The sequence below is a fragment of the Streptomyces atriruber genome (genome assembly GCF_001418325.1).
GTDB lineage: Bacteria > Actinomycetota > Actinomycetes > Streptomycetales > Streptomycetaceae > Streptomyces > Streptomyces atriruber.
In genome coordinates this window covers 1-19,026 of sequence record NZ_LIPN01000387.1, presented here as the reverse complement: position 1 = coordinate 19,026, position 19,026 = coordinate 1, and the positions used below count along the sequence as shown (strand labels likewise).

The following is a 19,026-nucleotide window of genomic DNA, read 5'->3' as shown; positions in this document are numbered from 1 at the left end:
GGTGCGGGGAGCGGGGGGACGCGCAGTGTGGTCATGGCAGCTTCTCTCTTCGCCTCGTCTCGTCCTCAGCCGTTTCGCGAGGTCAGGGCGCCCACGAGGGCGGTCCTGCCGGTGGCCCGTGGGGCGGGCTGCGGGTCCGGGGCCCGTCGGACGGCGGTCGGCCGCGGTGCGCNNGCTCGGCGAGGGAGCGCAGCGCCGGTTCGGAGAGCCTGATCCACGCCTGTCGGGGGCCGAGGGCGGCGCTCAGGCGACGCGGAGTCGTGAAGGCGACGGCGGTGCGCCCGCCGACGGGGGTGCGGAACAGGCGGGCCACACAGCCCGCGGGTCCCGGCCGGACGGGGACGAACAGTGGTCCGGCCGGGCCGGGTTCGCAGGGCTCGGGGTCCTCGTCGCAGAGGTGCTCGACCATGGGGTTCCTCCGGTGGAGACAGAAGAGAAGGAAAAGGACGCCGCGGGTTCGTTCGGAAGCCGACGGCATACGGTGACGTTATGCCCGGCACCGGGTGTCAACCGACCCTCCATGACGCGACGTTGACGGAACTGTGCCCTCCTCTGACGCGTTGCTGGCGTCCGCGCCCGCCCGACCGTCAGGGAAACGTCGAATACACCGGTGCGCTCTTGAGCGAACGGGCCGGTCCCAGTTGGATGTCGGTCGGAACGGGAACCCGGCGCCGAGGCGGCCGGTCCCCGGTCACGGCCCCGCCGACCGGTGCATCCCGTTCACTCGAAGGCCTCACTCCGAAGGAGCGTCTGATGATGCAACTTCCCCCGCACCACCTGCCCGCCGTGCCCCGCTGGTTCGCTCCCGGCTCACCGGGGCCCGCGTCGCTCCCCGAGCACGTCGCCGCGACCGGCGTCGGCCGGTGGTGGGCCGACCGCGCCCTCAATCCGCGGGCCGTGGCGGTCTCCTGCGCGGGCCATGTGCTGCTGCGCGGCGATCCGGGCAGCGTCGCGCCGGACCTGCTCGCTCCGTTCGCGCACAGCCATGTCGAGACGCCCGCCCGCTTCCTGCCGGTGCTCGGCGCCGCCTTCGACCGCCTCGTACCGGCCGAGCGCATGGTGTACGTGCATCGCGAGCCGGTGCCCCCGCCGCGCACGCCGCGGTCGGTGACCGTGCGCCGCCTGACGCCCGCCGACGCGCCCGCGCTCGCCGCCCTGTCACCCGAGTCGGCGTGGATCCATGACAGTTGGGGCGGTCCCGAGGGGCTCGCCGCCTCGGGGCACGGCTGGGCGGCGGTGGAGCGTGGCGGCAGTGTCGCCGCTGTGGCCTGCGGATACTTCACCGGACAGACGTACGAGGACGTGGCCGTGCTCACCACCCCCGAACGCCGCCGCGAACGTCTCGGTCTCGCCTGCGTCACCGCCCTGTGCGCGGACATCGCCGCACGCGGCCGCACGGCGAGCTGGTCCTGCAGCCGCGACAACCGCCCCAGCCGCCTGCTGGCCTGGACCGCGGGGTTCCGACTGCAACGGGAGTACGTGCAGTACGTCACTGGAAAGCCGCTCGCCCGACCGCGGACCTCCGCCGACGTCCCCGCCTGACGGGGCCGCTGCCGCGATATCTGGCACGATGCCCGACTTGACACCCGACTCGATGCCTGCGGCAAGCAATAGCCGCCCGCTCGTTCGAGATCAAGAGCGACCGGAAGAGGGCAAGGTCACAGCCCCTCATGGCACCGCGTGCCAGGGGTTGCGCCCTAGCATCGGGGCATGACGGTCCTGCCTGACGACGGGCTTTCGCTGGCCGCCGAGTTCCCTGATGCGACCCATGAGCAGTGGCACCGCCTTGTGGAAGGCGTGCTGCGCAAGTCGGGTAAGGACGTATCGGGCACGGCCGCAGAGGAAGCGCTGTCCACCGCCCTCGAGGACGGGCTCACCACCCGCCCCCTGTACACCGCGCGCGACGCCGCGCCCGACGCCGGTTTCCCCGGCTTCGCCCCGTTCGTCAGGGGGTCCGTTCCCGAGGGCAACACACCGGGGGGCTGGGACGTCCGGCAGCGGTACGCGAGCGCCGATCCCGCGCGCACCAACGAAGCCGTCCTCACCGACCTGGAGAACGGCGTCACCTCCCTCTGGCTGACCGTCGGCCCCACCGGCCTCCCGGTCTCCGGCCTGGCGCGGGCCCTCGACGGCGTCTACCTCGACCTGGTGCCCCTCGCGCTCGACGCGGGCGACCAGACCGAGCCCGCCGCGCGAGAACTGCTGCGTCTCTGCGAAGCCGCGGGGATCGCCGACGACGCGGTGCGCGGCACGCTCGGCGCCGACCCGCTCGGGCACGAGGCCCGCACCGGGGACAAGGTGGCCGCCTTCGAGGGCGTCGCCGAACTGGCCCGGCTGTGCGGCGAGCGCCATCCCGGTCTGCGCGCCCTGACCGTGGACGCCCTGCCGTACCACGAGGCGGGCGCCTCCGCCGCGCAGGAGCTCGGCGCCTCGCTCGCCACCGGTGTCGAATATCTGCGCGCGCTCCACGACGCCGGTCTGAGCGTCGAAGCGGCCTTCGCGCAAATGGAGTTCAGGTTCGCGGCCACCGCCGACCAGTTCCTCACCATCGCCAAGCTGCGCGCCGCACGCCGCCTCTGGGCGCGCGTGGCCGAGGTGTCCGGGGTCCCAGCGGCCGGGGCGCAGCGGCAGCACGCCGTGACGTCGCCGGTGATGATGACCCGCCGCGACCCGTGGGTGAACATGCTGCGGACCACCGTGGCCTGCCTGGGCGCGGGCGTGGGCGGCGCGAACGCCGTGACGGTCCTGCCGTTCGACCACGAGCTCGGCCTGCCGGACGCGTTCGCGCGCCGCATCGCCCGCAACACGTCGACGATCCTCCTGGAGGAGTCGCACCTGGCGCGCGTCATCGATCCGGCGGGCGGCTCCTGGTACGTGGAGCGGCTCACCGACGAACTCGCCCACTCCGCCTGGGACTTCTTCAAGGAGATCGAGCGCGCCGACGGCCAGGCCGCGGCCCTGCGCTCCGGCCTGGTAGGCGACCGGATCGCCGCGACCTGGGCCGAGCGCAAGAAGAAGCTGGCCCGGCGCCGCGAACCGATCACGGGCGTCAGCGAGTTCCCGCTGCTCGCGGAGCGCGCGGTCGAGCGCGAGCCCGCGCCCGCCGCGCACACCGGCGGACTACCCCGGGTGCGCCGCGACGAGGCGTACGAGGAGCTGCGCGCCCGCTCGGACGCCCACCTCGACGCGACCGGCGCCCGCCCCAAGGTGTTCATCGCCGCGCTCGGTCCCGCCGCCGCGCACACCGCGCGCGCCACCTTCGCCTCGAACCTCTTCATGGCGGGCGGGGTCGAAGCGGTGCACGACCCGGTGTCGGTGGACGCCGAGACCGCCGCCGAGGCGTTCGCGGCGAGCGGTGCCGCGGTGGCGTGCGTCTGCTCCAGCGACGCGCTCTACGCCGAGCAGGCCGACGCGGTCGCGCGGGCCCTGAAGTCGGCGGGCGCGCTGCGCGTCTTCCTCGCGGGACGCGGGGAGTTCACCGACATCGACGAGTACGTCTTCGCCGGCTGCGACGCGGTCGCCGTGCTCGCCTCCACCCTCGACCGCATGGGAGTGGCGTAATGCGGATCCCCGAGTTCGACGACATCGAGCTGGGCCCGGCCGGCGGCCCGTCCCCTTCGGCGGAGCAGTGGCACGCCGCCGTGAAGGAGTCCGTGGGCAAGTCCGAGGCGGACCTGCTGTGGGAGACGCCCGAAGGCATCGCGGTCAAGCCGCTGTACACCGGGGCGGACGCGGAAGGCCTCGACTTCCTGGAGACGTACCCGGGTGTCGCGCCGTATCTGCGCGGCCCGTACCCGACGATGTACGTGAACCAGCCCTGGACGATCCGGCAGTACGCGGGATTCTCCACCGCCGAGGAGTCCAACGCCTTCTACCGCCGCAATCTCGCGGCCGGGCAGAAGGGCCTGTCGGTCGCCTTCGACCTGCCGACCCACCGCGGCTACGACAGCGATCACCCGCGCGTCACCGGTGACGTCGGCATGGCGGGCGTCGCCATCGACTCGATCTACGACATGCGTCAGCTGTTCGACGGCATTCCGCTGGACAGGATGACCGTGTCGATGACGATGAACGGCGCGGTGCTGCCGGTCCTCGCGCTGTACATCGTGGCGGCGGAGGAACAGGGCGTACCGCCCGAGAAGTTGGCCGGGACCATTCAGAACGACATCCTCAAGGAGTTCATGGTCCGCAACACCTACATCTATCCGCCCAAGCCCTCGATGCGGATCATCTCCGACATCTTCGCGTACACCTCGCAGAAGATGCCGCGCTACAACTCCATCTCCATCTCCGGCTACCACATCCAGGAAGCGGGTGCGACGGCCGACCTGGAGCTCGCGTACACCCTCGCCGACGGCGTGGAGTACCTGCGCGCGGGCCGGGAGGCAGGCCTGGACGTGGACGCGTTCGCGCCGCGGCTCTCCTTCTTCTGGGCGATCGGCATGAACTTCTTCATGGAGGTCGCCAAGCTCCGCGCGGCGCGCCTGCTGTGGGCGAAGCTCGTCAAGCAGTTCGACCCGAAGAACGCCAAGTCCCTTTCGCTGCGCACCCATTCGCAGACGTCGGGCTGGTCGCTCACCGCGCAGGACGTGTTCAACAACGTCACGCGCACGTGTGTCGAGGCGATGGCGGCGACGCAGGGCCACACGCAGTCCCTGCACACGAACGCCCTGGACGAGGCGCTCGCGCTGCCGACCGACTTCTCCGCGCGCATCGCCCGCAACACCCAGCTGCTGATCCAGCAGGAGTCGGGGACGACCCGGACCATCGACCCGTGGGGCGGCAGCGCGTACGTCGAGAAGCTCACGTACGACCTGGCCCGGCGCGCCTGGCAGCACATCGAGGAGGTCGAGGCGGCCGGCGGCATGGCGCAGGCCATCGACGCGGGCATCCCGAAGCTGCGTGTCGAGGAGGCCGCGGCGCGCACGCAGGCCCGCATCGACTCGGGGCGCCAGCCCGTCATCGGCGTCAACAAGTACCGGGTGGACAGCGACGAGCAGATCGACGTCCTCAAGGTCGACAACTCCTCGGTGCGTGCCCAGCAGATCGCCAAGCTCAAGCGGCTGCGCGAGGAGCGCGACGAGGCGGCGTGTCAGGACGCGCTGCGCGCGCTCACCGCGGCCGCCGAGCGCGGCCCCGGCCAGGGCCTGGAGGGCAACCTGCTCGCGCTCGCGGTCGACGCGGCCCGAGCGAAGGCCACCGTCGGTGAGATCTCCGACGCGTTGGAGAGCGTGTACGGGCGGCACGCGGGCCAGATCCGTACGATCTCCGGTGTGTACCGCACCGAAGCAGGCCAGTCCCCGTCCGTCGAGCGCACGCGCACGCTCGTGGACTCCTTCGACGAGGCCGAGGGGCGCAGGCCACGCATCCTGGTCGCGAAGATGGGCCAGGACGGCCACGACCGCGGCCAGAAGGTCATCGCCACCGCCTTCGCCGACCTGGGCTTCGACGTCGACGTCGGCCCCCTGTTCCAGACCCCGGCGGAGGTCGCGCGCCAGGCCGTCGAGGCGGACGTGCACATCGTGGGTGTCTCCTCGCTGGCCGCGGGTCACCTCACGCTCGTGCCCGCGCTGCGCGAGGAGCTCGCCGCCGAGGGCCGCGACGACATCATGATCGTCGTGGGCGGTGTCATTCCGCCGCAGGACGTCGAGGCGCTGCACGAGGCGGGCGCCACGGCGGTGTTCCCGCCCGGCACGGTGATCCCCGATGCGGCGTTCGACCTGGTGAAGCGTCTGGCGGCCGATCTCGGCCACGCACTGTGAGCCGGTGAGTGGCGACCCCATGCCTGTGACGATCGACATCGATACGTATGTGAAGGGCGTCCTCGACGGGAAGCGCGCGTACGTCGCGCGGGCCATCACCCTCGTCGAGTCGACCCGGCCGCAGCACCGGGCGCTGGCGCAGCGGTTGCTGACCGAGCTGCTCCCGCACAGCGGGCGGGCACGGCGGGTCGGCATCAGCGGGGTGCCCGGCGTGGGCAAGTCCACGTTCATCGACGCGCTCGGCACGATGCTGACCTCGCTCGGGCACCGGGTCGCGGTGCTCGCGGTCGACCCGTCCTCGACGCGCACGGGCGGCTCCATCCTGGGCGACAAGACCAGGATGGAGCGGCTCTCGCTGGACTCCGCCGCCTTCGTGCGCCCGTCTCCTTCCGCCGGGACGCTCGGCGGGGTCGCCAAGGCGACGCGCGAGTCGATCGTGGTGATGGAGGCGGCGGGGTACGACGTGGTGCTCGTGGAGACCGTGGGCGTCGGGCAGTCGGAGACGGCGGTCGCGAACATGGTCGACACGTTCCTGCTGCTGACCCTCGCCCGCACCGGTGACCAGCTGCAGGGCATCAAGAAGGGCGTACTGGAACTCGCCGACGTCATCGCCGTGAACAAGGCGGACGGCCCGCACGAGCGGGACGCGCGCTCGGCCGCGCGGGAACTGGCGGGCGCCCTGCGCCTCATGCACCCGGCGGACGCCTCGTGGACCCCGCCCGTGCTGACCTGCAGCGCCCGCGAATCGAGCGGCCTCGACACCCTCTGGGAGCGGATCGAGCAGCACCGCACGCTCCTGGACTCGACGGGGCGTCTCGCCGCCAAGCGCCGCGACCAGCAGGTCGACTGGACCTGGTCGATGGTGCGGGACGAGCTCCTCGGCAGGCTGCGCGGGCACGCGGAAGTGCAGCGGCTCGCGCCGGACCTCGAACAGCGCGTCCGGGAGGGCACACTGACGGCCACGTCCGCCGCCGAGCAGATCCTCGACGCGTTCCAGGGCGACCGCCCCTGACCCCGCCCCACGTGAACGGAGCCACCCGCACCATGAACGCCACGCCCGACGCCCCCGCCGACTCCCCCGTCCTGCTCCGCCGGGAAGGCCGTGCCGGGCACGTCGTCCTGAACCGGCCCCGGGCCATCAACGCCCTGAACCACCCCATGGTCCGGATCATGTCGGACGCCCTGGACGCGTGGGAACGGGACGACGCGGTGGCGACGGTCGTCCTCACCGGCGCCGGGGAGCGCGGACTGTGCGCGGGCGGCGACATCCGCTCGATCCACGACGACGTCCGCGCGGGCCGCGTGGCGGCGTCGGCCGCTTTCTGGCACGACGAGTACCTCCTCAACGCGCGCATCGCGCGCTTCCCGAAGCCGTACGTGGCCGTCATGGACGGCATCGTGATGGGCGGCGGTGTCGGGGTCTCGGCGCACGGCGGTGTGCGGGTGGTCACCGAGCGGTCCCGGGTGGCGATGCCGGAGACGGGCATCGGCTTCGTGCCCGATGTGGGTGGTACGTATCTGCTGACGCGGACGCCCGGGGAGCTCGGTACGCATCTGGCGCTGACGGGGACGCCGGTGGGCGCGGGCGACGCGCTGCTGTGCGGGCTGGCGGACCACTTCGTGCCCTCCGAGCGGCTGCCGGAGTTCACCGGGGCGCTCGCCGACACCGATGCGGCCGACGCCGTGCGGGAGTTCGCGGGCGCGGCCCCGGCCGGTGAGCTCGCGGCCCACCGCGAGTGGATCGACCGCTGTTACGCGGCGGATTCCGTCGAGGAGATCGTGGACCGGCTGCACGCCAGCGGCGACCGGCACGCGAAGGAGGCAGCCGAGACGATCCTGGCGAAGTCCCCGACCTCGCTGAAGGTCACGCTGGCCGCGCTGCGCCGGGCCCGTGCACTGCCCACCCTGGAAGCGGTCCTGGAACAGGAATACCGCGTGTCCTGTGCCGCGCTGGCCTCGCCCGACCTGCCCGAGGGCATCCGCGCCCAGGTCGTCGACAAGGACCGCAGGCCGCGCTGGTCGCCCTCGGAGCTGTCCGGGGTGACGGAGGCGGACGTGGCCCGCTTCTTCGAGCCGACGGGCACGGGCTCGCTCGGTCTCGTCTGACGGACACTCCCGGCCTCGTCCGACGGACGCGCTCGGCGCTCACCTCACGGCGGGTCCGTCTCCGTGACCACGGCGAGCAGCTGGAACGGCAGCTCCTTGTCCCACTGGGCGACACCGAGAGCTATCCAGCGGCCGTCCACCCGCCACAGGTGGAGGTCCGGCACACAGGAGCTCAACTGGGCCCACGGCTCCGGTATCTCCTCGTCCGCGTCGCCGAAGTCCACGGCCACGGTGCGCTCGAAGAGGCTCGCCAGGCTGAACTTCCGCGGCGGCCCCCAGCGGTCGGCGAGGAGCACGGTCAGGGCGTCGCGCTCGGCGTCGTACTGCTCCTCGACGAGCTGCCATCGCGTGCCGTCGTCCTCCCAGAACGTCTCACTCGTCAGTAACTCCGCGATGTGGAACCCGGGTCCCTCTGAACCGCACTCGGACCTGCCGTGCTCCGCGGGGAAGTCCCGGGAGCGCAGCAGGTCGATCGCGGCGAGATGGTGTGCGCTGCTCATGACGTCCAGTAAAGCGGGCGCCACTGACAACACGTCATGCGTCGCGCTTCACGCGTCGCGGCGGCGCACCGCCCACCAGCCTGCGAGCAGCGCGGCGGCCGACCAGGCCGCGCAGACCGCGAGCCCGGCCAACGGACCGAGGCTCCCGGTCGGGGCCTCGTGCAGCACTTGCTGCCCCGCCTTGTCCGGCAGGAATCCGGCGGCACCGTCCGCCACGTCGCCGACCACGAACGAGACGATGAGCGTGAAGGGGATGAGGATGCCGAGGACGGCGACCCCGCTGCGCAGTACGGCCGTCAGGCCCGCCGCGAGCAGTGCCATCAGCGCCAGATAGATGCCGCCGCCGACGCAGGCCCGTACGGCGCCCGGGTGGCCGAGCCCGATCGCGTGATCCCCCAAGAAGGCCTGGCCGATCAGGAAGGCGGCGAAGCTGGTGACGAGTCCGGCGAGCAGGGCGAGGCCGCCGATGACCGCCATCTTGGAGCCGTAGAAGAGCCCCCGGCACGGCACGGCCGCGAGCGAGATCCGCAGGGCGCCGCTCGTGTACTCGGAGGAGACTGCGGTCGTTCCGAAGCTGATCGCCGCGATCTGGCCGAAGTTGAGGGCGTAGAAGGCGTCGAAGAGCGGCTCGGCATCGGCGTTGTCCGCCTCGGCCCGACCGACGGTCGCGAAGACCAGCGCGGTGATGGCGATGGTCGCCACGAAGACGATGACCAGCGAGACCAGGCTCGACCGCAGCGACTTGATCTTGATCCACTCTGCGTGGGTGACGGGCAGCACGGCGGAGTTCGACATGCTCAGGCCTCCTGGCGGGATGCGGGGACGGTGGGGGCCCTGAACTCGGCCTCGTCGGCTGTCAGGGCGAGATAGGCCTGTTCCAGGGACGTCTGTTCGTCGGCGAGTTCGAGCACCTGGACCCCGGCGCCCGAAGCGAGCACGCCGATCTCCTCGGCCTTCGCCCCGTCGACCGTCCAACGGCCCTCGACCGGCTCCCCCAGGACGTAACCCCGCCCGGACAGCAGTTCACGGAGGCGGTCCGGGTCGGTCGTGCGCACGCGGACCCGCGCCCGGCTGTGCGACGCGATGAACTCGGCCATCGGGTCGTCCGCGAGCAGCCTGCCGCGGCCGAGGACCACGAGGTGGTCGGCGAAGGTCGCCGTCTCGTTCATGAGGTGGCTGGAGACGAGCACCGTGCGGCCCTCCGCGGCCAGGCGCCGCATCAACTCGCGGATCCAGATGATGCCTTCGGGGTCGAGACCGTTGGAGGGCTCGTCCAGCATCACGACCTCGGGATCGCCCAGGAGCGCGGCCGCGATGCCGAGGCGCTGCCGCATGCCCAGCGAGAACGTCTTGATCCTGCGCCCCGCCACGGAGGTCAGACCCGACTCGTCGAGGACCTCGTCCACCCGCCGCGCGGGAAGTCGGTTGCTGACCGCGAGGGCGAGGAGGTGGTTGCGTGCGGTGCGCGAGCCGTGCGCCGCCTGGGCGTCGAGGAGCGCCCCCACGTGGCGCAGCGGTTCGGCGAGTTCGGCGTAGGGGAGGCCGCCCAGGGTGGCCGTGCCCGAGGTGGGGCGGTCCAGGCCGAGGACGAGTCGCATGGTGGTCGACTTGCCGGCGCCGTTGGGGCCGAGGAAGCCGGTGACCCGGCCGGGGCGGACGCTGAACGTGAGGTCGTCCACGGCGCGGGTCGTGCCGTACTCCTTGGTCAGGTCTTTGACGTCGATGCTGGTCATGGGCATCAGCCTGGCCGTCGCCACCCTGCCGGGTCTTCCCCCGCCCGGGGAGATCGCCTCCCCCTCACGGGGGAGTCGTGCGGCGCGGGTGGCCTGGCACGATGACGCAATGCACGGCTTTCTGAGACCCCTGACGCACGCGGTCACCTACACGCGCTGGCTGCACGTCTTCCTGGGGTCGGCCATCGCGTGGGTGATCGCCTCGATCTATCCGGGGCTCTCCGAGCCCTCGTACACGGACTGGGTGCTCGTCGGGGTCGTCCCCGTTCCCCTGCTGGTGACCGCTGCCATGGTGCCCGTCATGCGCAGGGCCGAGGGGCTGCAGGCCCGGATGATGCTGTTTCCCGGTCAGGACGCGCGCGTGCCGCGCGCGGAGGTCGAGGAGCCCGGAATCTCCGTGGCCCCGTCCGCATCCTGGCGTGACCGGGTACGGACCGCCGTATGGCTGGTGTTCCGCCTGGAGCTGGGCATCGCCCTGGTTCATGTGACGGGCCAGCTCATCGGGACGGTCTTCGCCGTGACGGGTGCGAACGACCAGCCCCCGGCGTCGGACGGCCTGCTGCTCACCCCGCCCGACGCCGCCTGGGTCACGGCGCCGCTGAGCCTCCTGCTCGTCCTGGCCGAGCTCGGCGTGCTGCTGGCGGCGGGCCACCTGACGGCCGTGGTGGCCCAGCGCCTGCTCGGCCCCTCCCCCGCCGAACGCCTCGCCGTCATGGAGGAGCGCACCGAGCAACTCCTGGAACGCAACCGCATCGCGCGCGAGCTGCACGACTCCATAGGCCACGCGCTGACCGTCGCCGTCGTCCAGGCCGGCGCCGCGAGGGCCGCCTCCGACCCGGAGTTCACCGCACGGGCCCTGGAGGCGGTCGAGGAGACCGGACGGGCCGCCCTGGAGGACCTGGAGCGGGTCCTGCGCGTGCTGCGCGAGGACGAGCAGCCCGTGAGCGGACGGCCGACCCTCACCGACGCCGACCGGCTGCTCCAGTCGGCACGTGCCTCGGGCGCGGAGGTGGACGTGGAGGTGTCGGGGCCCGTGGAGCGGTTGCCGGGCCCCGTCTCCCGTGAGGGGTACCGCATGCTCCAGGAGGCGCTCACCAACGTCCTGCGCCACTCCGGTCCCGTGCCGGTGCGCCTGAGCATCACGGTGGACGACGCCGCCCTGGTGATGAGCGTGCGCAACGCCCTGCCGGTCGCGACCGGTTCGACGGGGCGCGGCGGCAGCGGGCTGCGCGGCATCCGGGAACGGGCGACGCTGCTCGGCGGGCGGGCCACCACGGGACCTCATGACGGCGAATGGCAGGTGCACGTCGAACTGCCGCTGCGGTGATCTAGGCTGATCCGATGCCGGTGACAGTGCTCCTCGTCGACGACGAACCCCTCGTACGCGCGGGTCTGCGTGCCGTCCTGGAGGCGCAGTCCGACATCCGGGTGGTGGGTGAGGCGGCGGACGGCGCGGCGGTGATCCCCCTCGTCCGCGAGCTGCGCCCCGACGTGGTCGCGATGGACGTCCGCATGCCGCTGCTCGACGGCATCGAGGCCACGCGCGCGGTGCTGCGCACGGTGCAGGATCCGCCGAAGATCCTGGTGGTGACGACCTTCGAGAACGACGAGTACGTGTACGAGGCGCTGCGCGCGGGCGCCGACGGGTTCCTCCTGAAGCGGGCCAGACCCGCGGAGATCGTGCACGCCGTGCGACTGGTCGCCGAGGGCGAGTCGCTGCTCTTTCCGGCGGCGGTCCGGCAGCTGGCGGGCGAGTACGGCGCGGAGCATGGCAATCCGCAGGCCCGGGACACCCTCGCGAGGGCGGCCCTGACCGAGCGCGAGGCGGACGTGCTGCGGCTGATGGCGCGCGGCCTGTCCAACGCGGAGATCGCCGCCCGGCTCGTCGTGGGCACCGAGACGGTCAAGTCTCACGTCAGTGCGGTCCTCGCGAAGCTGGGGGCGCGGGACCGGACGCAGGCGGTCATCGCCGCGTACGAATCCGGTTTCGTCTCTCCGGGATGACTGCTTCTCGTCGGGTGCGGACGGGCCCGGCACTCGCCGCCGTACCGTCCTGCGAGTACGATCCGGCCATCATGCGCACGAGCTGGGAGGACGGACGTTGGGGCAGCTGAGTGGCGGGGACCCCTCTCTGTTGCGGCGTATCAACTCCGCGGTGGTGCTGCACGCGCTGCGTGCCGCGGACTTGGCGACGCTCACGGAGATCACCCGTGTGACCGGGCTCTCCCGGCCCACCGTCGAGGGGGTCGTCGAGGGGCTCATCGAGGCCGGGCTCGTGGTGGAGTCACCGGCGGAGGACGGCGGCGCACGGCGCCAGGGCCGCCCTGCGCGGAAGTTCCGTTTCCGGGCGGAGGCGGGTCATCTGCTCGGCCTGGAGATCGGTCCGCACCGGGTGGCGGCCGTGCTCGCGGACCTGGACGGCAAGGTCCTCGGGTCGGCCTCGAAGAGTGTCTCCGCGGAGGCTTCCGCGGACGACCGGCTCGAACGGCTGCGTACCGTGGTCGCCGATCTGCTGCGTCGCGCCGGGATCGCCCGCAGTTCGCTGCGTGCCGTCGGGGTGGGCAGCCCGGGCATCCTGGACGCGGACGGCACGGTGCGGCTGAGCACGGCGCTGCCCGAGTGGACGGGGCTCCAGCTGGGCGAGCGGCTGCGCCGGTCGTTCAAGTGCCCGGTCCTGGTGGAGAACGACGCCAACGCCGCGGCCGTGGCCGAGCATTGGAAGGGTGCGGCGGCCGACACGGACGACGTGGTGTTCGTCCTCGCGGGGCTGAGCCCGGGGGCCGGTTCGCTGATCGGCGGCCGTCTCCACCGGGGGTACGGCGGCGCGGCGGGTGAGATCGGCGCGCTGCACCTGCTGGGCCGGGAGGTCACTCCGGAGACGCTGCTCTCCACGACGGGCGAGCCGCTGCACCCCTTGGACGAGCAGGCCGTCGCGGAGGTCTTCGCGCACGCGCTCGAGGGTGACGAGCGGGCGCAGGCCGCGGTGGAGCGGTTCATCCAGCGGCTCGTGCACGACGTGGCCGCGCTGGTCCTCGCCCTCGATCCGGAGCTGGTCGTCGTGGGCGGCTGGGCGGCGGGTCTGGACGGCGTGCTGGAGCCCCTGCACCGGGAGCTGGAGCGCTACTGCCTGCGGCCGCCGCGGGTCGCGCTGTCGATGCTGGGCGAGGCGTCCGTGTCGACCGGCGCGCTGCGGCTGGCGCTCGACCATGTCGAGGAGCAGCTGTTCGCCGTCGAGGGGACCGTCACCGCGCGGCGGTGAGGTCCCCTCGACGGTGCGGGATCAGGACGGTGCGTGATCAGGAGGCACGGCGCTCCGAGTCGTGGTGGATCTCCACGCCGCCGGCGTCTCCGAAGGTGAGCCTGCAGGTGTCCGCGCGGTAGGTGGCCACGGAAACCGCTGCCGTGCGGCCCTCGGCGAAGAAGCGGGTCGTCACGACGAGCACCGGTGCTCCGGGAAGCCGGTCCAGGGCCCTGGCGTCGTCCGCGCGGGCCGAGCCGAGCTCCACGGCCCGGTCCTGCCCCTCGAGGCCGAGCCGGGCCAGCTCGCGCAGGACGACACGCGCGCGTGCCGCACCGGACGGCGCGTCCATGCCGGTCAGTTCGGCCACCGACGACGTGGGGACGAAGAGCAGCTCGGCGGCCACGGGCTGGCCGTTCGACACGCGGGTGCGGCGCACCATGTGCACCTGCTCGTCCGCGGTGGTCTCCAGCATCCGGGCCACGTCGGCCGGCGGGACCGCCGGAGCGCAGTCCGCGGGCTGCCAGGCGTCGCCGACCGCGCCCGGCCAGGTGCCCTGCGCGGACCCTACGGCCACGCCCATCCGCGGCGGGGCGACCGTGGTGCCCACTCCGCGGCGGCGCTGCAGCCTGCCTTCGAGTTCGAGCTGTTCGAGGGCCTGCCGGAGAGTGGCGCGGGCGACACCGAAGCGGGCCGCGAGATCGCGCTCGTTCGGCAGGATCTCGCCCACGGCGAACTCGGAGTCGAGCGCCTCACTGAGCACGGTCTTCAGATGCCAGTACTTCGGCTCCGGCACCGTTTCGAGCTGCGTGGTCCCCACCCTGTCCTCCGCAATCGCCGTGACCGGCGGCGTTTTAGCGCCCTTGTTTATTAAAGGTTCCTGCACTATCCCTGCGACCATAGGCCTGCACCCACCCTTGGTCAAGACCAATCCTCGATCCGTTACAGCCTGCACAGGGACGATGCCACAGAGCATTCATGCGGAGTTCGCGCGGGGCCAAGCAGGCGTAATCGGCCAGGCACACATGAACGGCCGGCAAAGATCGCACGACAAAGCCCCCGCCGACCGGGACGGGGGCTCTGATCAGCGACGACGCACCGCCGACGGCGAGGCGCGGCCGGGACGCTAGGGAACGAGTGACGTGAGCTTGTCCGGATTGCGGACGACATAGACGTCCTGGATGAGGCCGTCGGCGACATCCAACTGGAAGACGCAGTCGGCCCTGCCGTCGACCAGGATGAACAGGCACTCCGCGCCGTTCGCCTCGATGAAGCGGACCTCCAGCTCCTGCGCGGCCCCGGCCGCCTTGCCCGCGGTGCTGTGCAGGAAGCGGCCCACCTTGTCGGCGGAGTGCAGGACGCGCAGCGGCGCCTTCGACTTGCCGCCGCTGTCGCCGACCAGCCGGACGTCCGGCGCGAGGAGGGACATCAGCCCGTCCAGGTCGCCCTCGGTCGCCGCGGCGAGGAAGCGCTCGGTCAGGTCGCGGCGCTCGGCGGGGTCGACCTTGTAGCGGGGCCGTCCCTCGTCGACGTGCTTGCGGGCCCGCCCGGCGAGCTGGCGCACGGAGGCCTCGGTGCGGTCGAGCGTCACCGCGATCTCGGCGAAGGGGAACCCGAAGGCCTCGCGCAGCACGAACACGGCGCGCTCCAGGGGCGAGAGGGACTCCAGGACCACGAGGACCGCCAGGGAGACGGAGTCGGCGAGCACGGCCCGCTCCGCGGTGTCGGGGACGGCCGGCCCCAGTTCGGTGACGTAGGGCTCCGGGAGCCACGGCCCCACGTACGCCTCGCGCCGGGACTGCAGGTGGCGCAGGCGGTCGATGGCGAGGCGGGTGGTGACGCGCACCAGGAAGGCGCGGGGTTCGCGAACCTGGTCGCGGTCGGACGCCGACCAGCGCAGCCAGGCCTCCTGGACGACGTCCTCCGCGTCGGCCACGCGGCCGAGCATGCGGTAGGCGACACCCATCAGGACTGGTCGGTGCTCTTCGAAGACGTCGGTCATGCTGTCGGTAGCCACCCTTCTATCCCAACCCACGGAACTGCGCCTGTCCAGGCACTTTGACTGCGGTACGCGGCACAGTCGCCGAAGCCGCGGGCCCGCCTTCCGAAGCGCCGCCGACCGCCCTCTTGAACTGGGACCTACTGAGCGGTAATTGTTGCTGACGGCATGTCTAACGCATCGCGTGTCCATCGTGTTGAGGAGCCGTCGCCCGGCGGCGGGAACAGGAGCAGTCATGGCCGCAGAGGTCTCCTTCAGTGTCGCGTCGCCCGGCGGCCCGCACACCGTGACGATCTCCTACAAACGGGCGGGCGCGGGCGAGCCGTTGCTGCTGCTGCACGGCATCGGCCACCACCGGCAGGCCTGGGATCCGGTGTTCGAGATCCTGGCCGCCGAGCACGACGTGATCGCGGTGGACCTGCCGGGCTTCGGCCGTTCACCCGCGCTGCCCGACGGAATGGCGTACGGCCTGCCCTCGGTCGTCCCCGCGCTCGGCGCGCTCTGCGACACGCTGGGGATCGAGCGTCCGCACGTGGCGGGCAACTCCCTGGGCGGCCTGCTCGCCCTCGAACTGGGCCGCGAGAAGCTGGTCCGCTCCGTCACCGCGCTCTCCCCCGGCGGCTTCTGGTCGCCCGCGGAGCGCAGGTACGCGTTCGCCACGCTCCTCGCGATGCGGCAGGGCGCGCGGCTGCTGCCGCGTCCGGCGATCGAGCGGCTGTCCGCCAGCGCGGCCGGGCGCACGGCGCTCACGAGCACCATCTACGCCCGCCCCTGGCGCCGTTCCCCGGAGGCCGCCGTCGCCGAGACGCTCGCGCTGCGCGACGCCACGGGGTTCGACGCCACGCTGGCGGCCGGACGTGACGTCCTCTTCCAGGACGATGTGACGGGCCTGCCGGTCACCGTCGCCTGGGGCACGCGGGACCGGCTCCTCCTGCGCCGACAGGGGATACGCGCCAAGCACACCATCCCCGGCGCCCGGCTGGTCCGGCTCCCGGGCTGCGGCCATGTGCCGATGAACGACGACCCGGCGCTCGTCGCCCGCGTCATCCTCGACACCTGCCGCTGACCGGCGCCCGGCGCGGGCGGCTCAGGAGTTGGACCACCCGCGCGTGGAGAGCACGAGGCGGTAGCCGTCGGGGTCCTCGACGGTGACGCCCCACTCGTTCCAGTACGGGTTCGGCGACTGGACACGCTTGCCGCCGTGCTCCTGGAGCCGGGCCACGAGCTCTTCGGGAACCTCTCCGTCGAGGTAGACGACGAGCAGGTCCTCCTCGGTGGGGCGGGGCAGGACGGGCGCGGATGCCTCGTGGACGAGTTCGAGGTGCCACGAGGCGTCCGGACGGCCCACCATCAGGAGGTCGTGCTCGCCGGGGGCGCCACCGCCCTCGGCCCGGTACAGGACGCCGAGGCCCAGTCCGTCGACCCAGAACCGCTCGGCCGCCGCGAGATCGCGGGACGGGCGGGCGATGCGGATGTGGCTCTGACCGCTGAACGGCACGTGACTCCCCCTCCGGTGCGGCGCGCCGGGCGGCGCGCCTGCGGGCAAGAGCCTAGACAGTGACCGCGCGGCGGTTCCCCCATGCCTGTGGTGAGTTGTTCACTTGTGCTTCGCGTGGGCGCTGTGGCGCGGTACCGCCCGGGCACCCGCACACCCGCACACTGGTCGCACCCGTCAACTGGAGGCGCATTCATGTCGCAACGTCAGCCGAGTCCGTCCCCCCGTCGCCGCAGCGTGCTGCGCGGATCGCTCGCCGTGCCGGCGGCGCTCGCCGTGCCCGCGCTGGCCGGGGCAGCTCCTTCGCTCGCCCTCTCGGGCCGTCCGAAGGCCGGATGGGGCGTACAGGCCGGAGACGTGACGGCGCACTCGGGGCTCGTGTGGGTCCGTTCCGACCGGCCCGCACGGATGATCGTGGAGACGTCCGCCACCGAGTCGTTCCGCGACCCGCAGCGGTGGCGCGGCCCGCTGCTCGGCCCCGACACGGACTTCACGGGGACGACGCGACTGCGCGGGCTGCCCGCGGGCGAGCAGATCCACTACCGGGTGCTGCTCGCCGATCCCGACGACCCGCGGCGCACGGGCAAGCCGGTCCCCGGCACGTTCCGCACCGCGCCGAAGGGACGCAAGCAGGACGTCCGCTTCCTGTGGTCGGGGGACATCGCGGGCCAGGGCTGGGGCATCAACCCGGACCGCGGCGGCTACCGCATCTTCGAGGAGATGCGCAGGCGCGACCCGGACTTCTTCCTGTGCAGCGGCGACAACATCTACGCCGACGGGCCCATCCTGCCCAGCGTCACGCTGCCCGACGGCAGTGTGTGGCGGAACGTCACGACGGAGGAGAAGTCCAAGGTCGCCGAGTCCCTCGGGGAGTTCCGCGGCGCGTTCCGCTACAACCTGCTCGACGAGAACCTGCGCCGGTTCAACGCCCAGGTGCCGTCGATCGTCCAGTGGGACGACCACGAGGTGCACAACAACTGGTATCCGGGACAGATCCTGGAGGACGCGCGGTACACGGAGAAGAACGTGGACGTCCTCGCGGGGCGCTCGCTGCGGGCGTTCAGCGAGTACTTCCCCGTCTCGACGCTGCCGCCGGGCGACGAGGACGGCCGGGTGTACCGGGTGCTGCGGCACGGACCGCTCCTGGACGTGTTCGTGCTCGACATGCGCACCTACCGCAACGCCAACTCCCCGGGCAGACAGCCCGACGACGCCACCGGCATCCTCGGTGCCCGCCAGCTGGCCTGGCTCAAGCGCGAGCTGTCGCGCTCGCGGGCCGTGTGGAAGGTGATCGCCTCCGACATGCCGCTGGGCCTCGTGGTGGCCGACGGCAGGGAGAACTTCGAGGCCGTGGCGCAGGGGGATCCCGGCGCACCGCTGGGACGCGAACTGCAGATCGCCGAGCTGCTGCGGCACATCAAGCACCGGAGGATCACGGGCACGGTGTGGCTGACCGCAGACGTGCACTACACCTCCGCGCAGCACTACGACCCGTCGCGTGCGGCGTTCAAGGACTTCGCGCCGTTCTGGGAGTTCGTGTCCGGGCCGCTGGCCGCGGGCGGCTTCCCCGCGACGAAGCTCGACGCGACGTTCGGCCCCGAGCAGAAGTTCATCAAGGCCCCGAGCCGGGCCAACACCTCTCCGGCGGAGACTCCGCAGTACTTCGGCGAGGTCGACATCGACGGCGGCAGCGGTGAGTTGACGGTGCGGCTGCGGCAGGAGGGCGGCGGGGTGCTGTTCACCGAGGTGCTGCAGCCGGGGCGCGTGGGGCAGTGAGCGGTTGTCCGTGACCCGTCGCGGGCAGTCCTGGAGAAATGGCCGCCAAAGGGGCAGAAGGCATCTTTACCCATCAGTCACAGAGCGTTCGTGATCACGAAACACCGGTCAAGCACAGTGCATGTATGCGAGCTGACATGTCTGATGTGACACGGACCAAGCACGGACGCCCCGTTCATCACTGGCGGCGCGACGTGGTCGAACTGGCGGCCCTGTTCACGGCCGTCGCGGTGGCCGACGCCGTCGCGAACGCGGTGGGGCACGGCCCGGACGGGCCGGCCCTGCTGATCGTGTCGGCAGTGGTGCTCGTCGCCACGGCCGGCTTCCACGTCTGGTGGGCCAGGCGGCACGACCACGCCCCTCCGCCGGCGCACGATACCGTCGCCCGGCCGCCCGCCGACGCGGAGCAGGCCGGGC

17 protein-coding genes and 1 pseudogene are annotated in these 19,026 nt (G+C 72.3%); 11 read left to right on the top strand and 7 right to left on the bottom strand.

Features of this window, described 5'->3' with window-relative positions; all coding sequences use genetic code 11:
* Window positions 1-174 precede the first annotated feature (174 nt).
* Window positions 175-409: SAV_915 family protein (locus AOK03_RS44405; RefSeq protein WP_244177847.1), on the bottom strand; the 235-nt coding region annotated here is incomplete at its 3' end.
* Window positions 410-753: 344 nt separating this feature from the next.
* Here AOK03_RS44405 and AOK03_RS33230 point away from each other — a divergent pair.
* The 5 genes from AOK03_RS33230 to AOK03_RS33210 all read left to right on the top strand — a co-directional run bounded on the left by AOK03_RS33230 (window position 754) and on the right by AOK03_RS33210 (window position 7,868).
* Window positions 754-1,542 (top strand): GNAT family N-acetyltransferase, encoded by a 789-nt coding sequence (locus tag AOK03_RS33230; RefSeq protein ID WP_055569100.1) that lies wholly within the window; start codon window positions 754-756, stop codon window positions 1,540-1,542.
* A 168-nt stretch (window positions 1,543-1,710) separates the two neighbouring features.
* The gene (gene mutA, locus AOK03_RS33225) at window positions 1,711-3,561 is read left to right on the top strand and encodes a methylmalonyl-CoA mutase small subunit (protein ID WP_055569099.1); all 1,851 of its coding nucleotides are present in this window, start codon (window positions 1,711-1,713) and stop codon (window positions 3,559-3,561) included.
* Entirely contained in the window at window positions 3,561-5,762 is a 2,202-nt protein-coding gene (gene scpA, locus AOK03_RS33220) for a methylmalonyl-CoA mutase (RefSeq protein ID WP_055569098.1), read from the top strand. Before mutA ends, scpA begins: the two co-directional genes overlap by 1 nt.
* Before the next feature lie 19 nt (window positions 5,763-5,781).
* Window positions 5,782-6,774, top strand: a complete 993-nt coding sequence (meaB, locus tag AOK03_RS33215; RefSeq protein ID WP_055569097.1) for a methylmalonyl Co-A mutase-associated GTPase MeaB — start codon at window positions 5,782-5,784, stop codon at window positions 6,772-6,774.
* A 32-nt stretch (window positions 6,775-6,806) separates the two neighbouring features.
* The gene (locus tag AOK03_RS33210; protein ID WP_055569096.1) at window positions 6,807-7,868 is read left to right on the top strand and encodes an enoyl-CoA hydratase/isomerase family protein; all 1,062 of its coding nucleotides are present in this window, start codon (window positions 6,807-6,809) and stop codon (window positions 7,866-7,868) included.
* A 44-nt stretch (window positions 7,869-7,912) separates the two neighbouring features.
* On the opposite strand, the gene AOK03_RS33205 is transcribed toward AOK03_RS33210, so the two are convergent.
* The 3 genes from AOK03_RS33205 to AOK03_RS33195 are packed head-to-tail and all read right to left on the bottom strand — an operon-like array spanning window position 7,913 to window position 10,101.
* Window positions 7,913-8,368, bottom strand: coding sequence for a hypothetical protein (locus tag AOK03_RS33205; RefSeq protein ID WP_055569095.1), 456 nt, complete (start codon window positions 8,366-8,368; stop codon window positions 7,913-7,915).
* Window positions 8,369-8,416: 48 nt separating this feature from the next.
* Window positions 8,417-9,163: an ABC transporter permease gene (locus AOK03_RS33200; protein WP_208609646.1), complete on the bottom strand. Its 747-nt coding sequence runs from the start codon at window positions 9,161-9,163 to the stop codon at window positions 8,417-8,419.
* Window positions 9,164-9,165: 2 nt separating this feature from the next.
* Window positions 9,166-10,101, bottom strand: a complete 936-nt coding sequence (locus AOK03_RS33195) for an ABC transporter ATP-binding protein (protein ID WP_055569101.1) — start codon at window positions 10,099-10,101, stop codon at window positions 9,166-9,168.
* A 109-nt stretch (window positions 10,102-10,210) separates the two neighbouring features.
* Between AOK03_RS33195 and AOK03_RS33190 the strand changes: the two genes are divergently transcribed.
* From AOK03_RS33190 to AOK03_RS33180, 3 genes are all read left to right on the top strand, one after another.
* Window positions 10,211-11,428, top strand: a complete 1,218-nt coding sequence (locus AOK03_RS33190; protein WP_055569094.1) for a sensor histidine kinase — start codon at window positions 10,211-10,213, stop codon at window positions 11,426-11,428.
* 14 nt (window positions 11,429-11,442) lie between these two features.
* Window positions 11,443-12,105 (top strand): response regulator transcription factor, encoded by a 663-nt coding sequence (locus AOK03_RS33185; protein WP_055569093.1) that lies wholly within the window; start codon window positions 11,443-11,445, stop codon window positions 12,103-12,105.
* 97 nt (window positions 12,106-12,202) lie between these two features.
* Window positions 12,203-13,360 (top strand): ROK family transcriptional regulator, encoded by a 1,158-nt coding sequence (locus AOK03_RS33180; RefSeq protein WP_055569092.1) that lies wholly within the window; start codon window positions 12,203-12,205, stop codon window positions 13,358-13,360.
* Between the two features lie 37 nt (window positions 13,361-13,397).
* On the opposite strand, the gene AOK03_RS33175 is transcribed toward AOK03_RS33180, so the two are convergent.
* Together AOK03_RS33175 and sigJ are read right to left on the bottom strand one after the other, a co-directional pair.
* A complete protein-coding gene (locus AOK03_RS33175; RefSeq protein WP_055569091.1) occupies window positions 13,398-14,159 on the bottom strand; it encodes a GntR family transcriptional regulator in 762 nt (253 codons plus the stop codon).
* Window positions 14,160-14,465: 306 nt separating this feature from the next.
* Window positions 14,466-15,356 (bottom strand): RNA polymerase sigma factor SigJ, encoded by an 891-nt coding sequence (gene sigJ, locus AOK03_RS33170; RefSeq protein ID WP_055569090.1) that lies wholly within the window; start codon window positions 15,354-15,356, stop codon window positions 14,466-14,468.
* Window positions 15,357-15,573: 217 nt separating this feature from the next.
* Between sigJ and AOK03_RS33165 the strand changes: the two genes are divergently transcribed.
* Window positions 15,574-16,404 carry an alpha/beta fold hydrolase gene (locus AOK03_RS33165; RefSeq protein WP_055569089.1) on the top strand — a complete coding sequence of 277 codons (831 nt, stop codon included), beginning with the start codon at window positions 15,574-15,576 and terminating at the stop codon, window positions 16,402-16,404.
* A gap of 21 nt (window positions 16,405-16,425) precedes the next feature.
* On the opposite strand, the gene AOK03_RS33160 is transcribed toward AOK03_RS33165, so the two are convergent.
* Window positions 16,426-16,836, bottom strand: a complete 411-nt coding sequence (locus tag AOK03_RS33160) for a VOC family protein (RefSeq protein ID WP_055569088.1) — start codon at window positions 16,834-16,836, stop codon at window positions 16,426-16,428.
* A 192-nt stretch (window positions 16,837-17,028) separates the two neighbouring features.
* On the opposite strand from AOK03_RS33160, the gene AOK03_RS33155 reads away from it, so the two are divergent.
* A complete protein-coding gene (locus tag AOK03_RS33155) occupies window positions 17,029-18,609 on the top strand; it encodes an alkaline phosphatase D family protein (protein WP_055569087.1) in 1,581 nt (526 codons plus the stop codon).
* Between the two features lie 137 nt (window positions 18,610-18,746).
* Window positions 18,747-19,026 (top strand): annotated as a pseudogene (locus AOK03_RS33150) (GNAT family N-acetyltransferase); the annotation flags it as partial.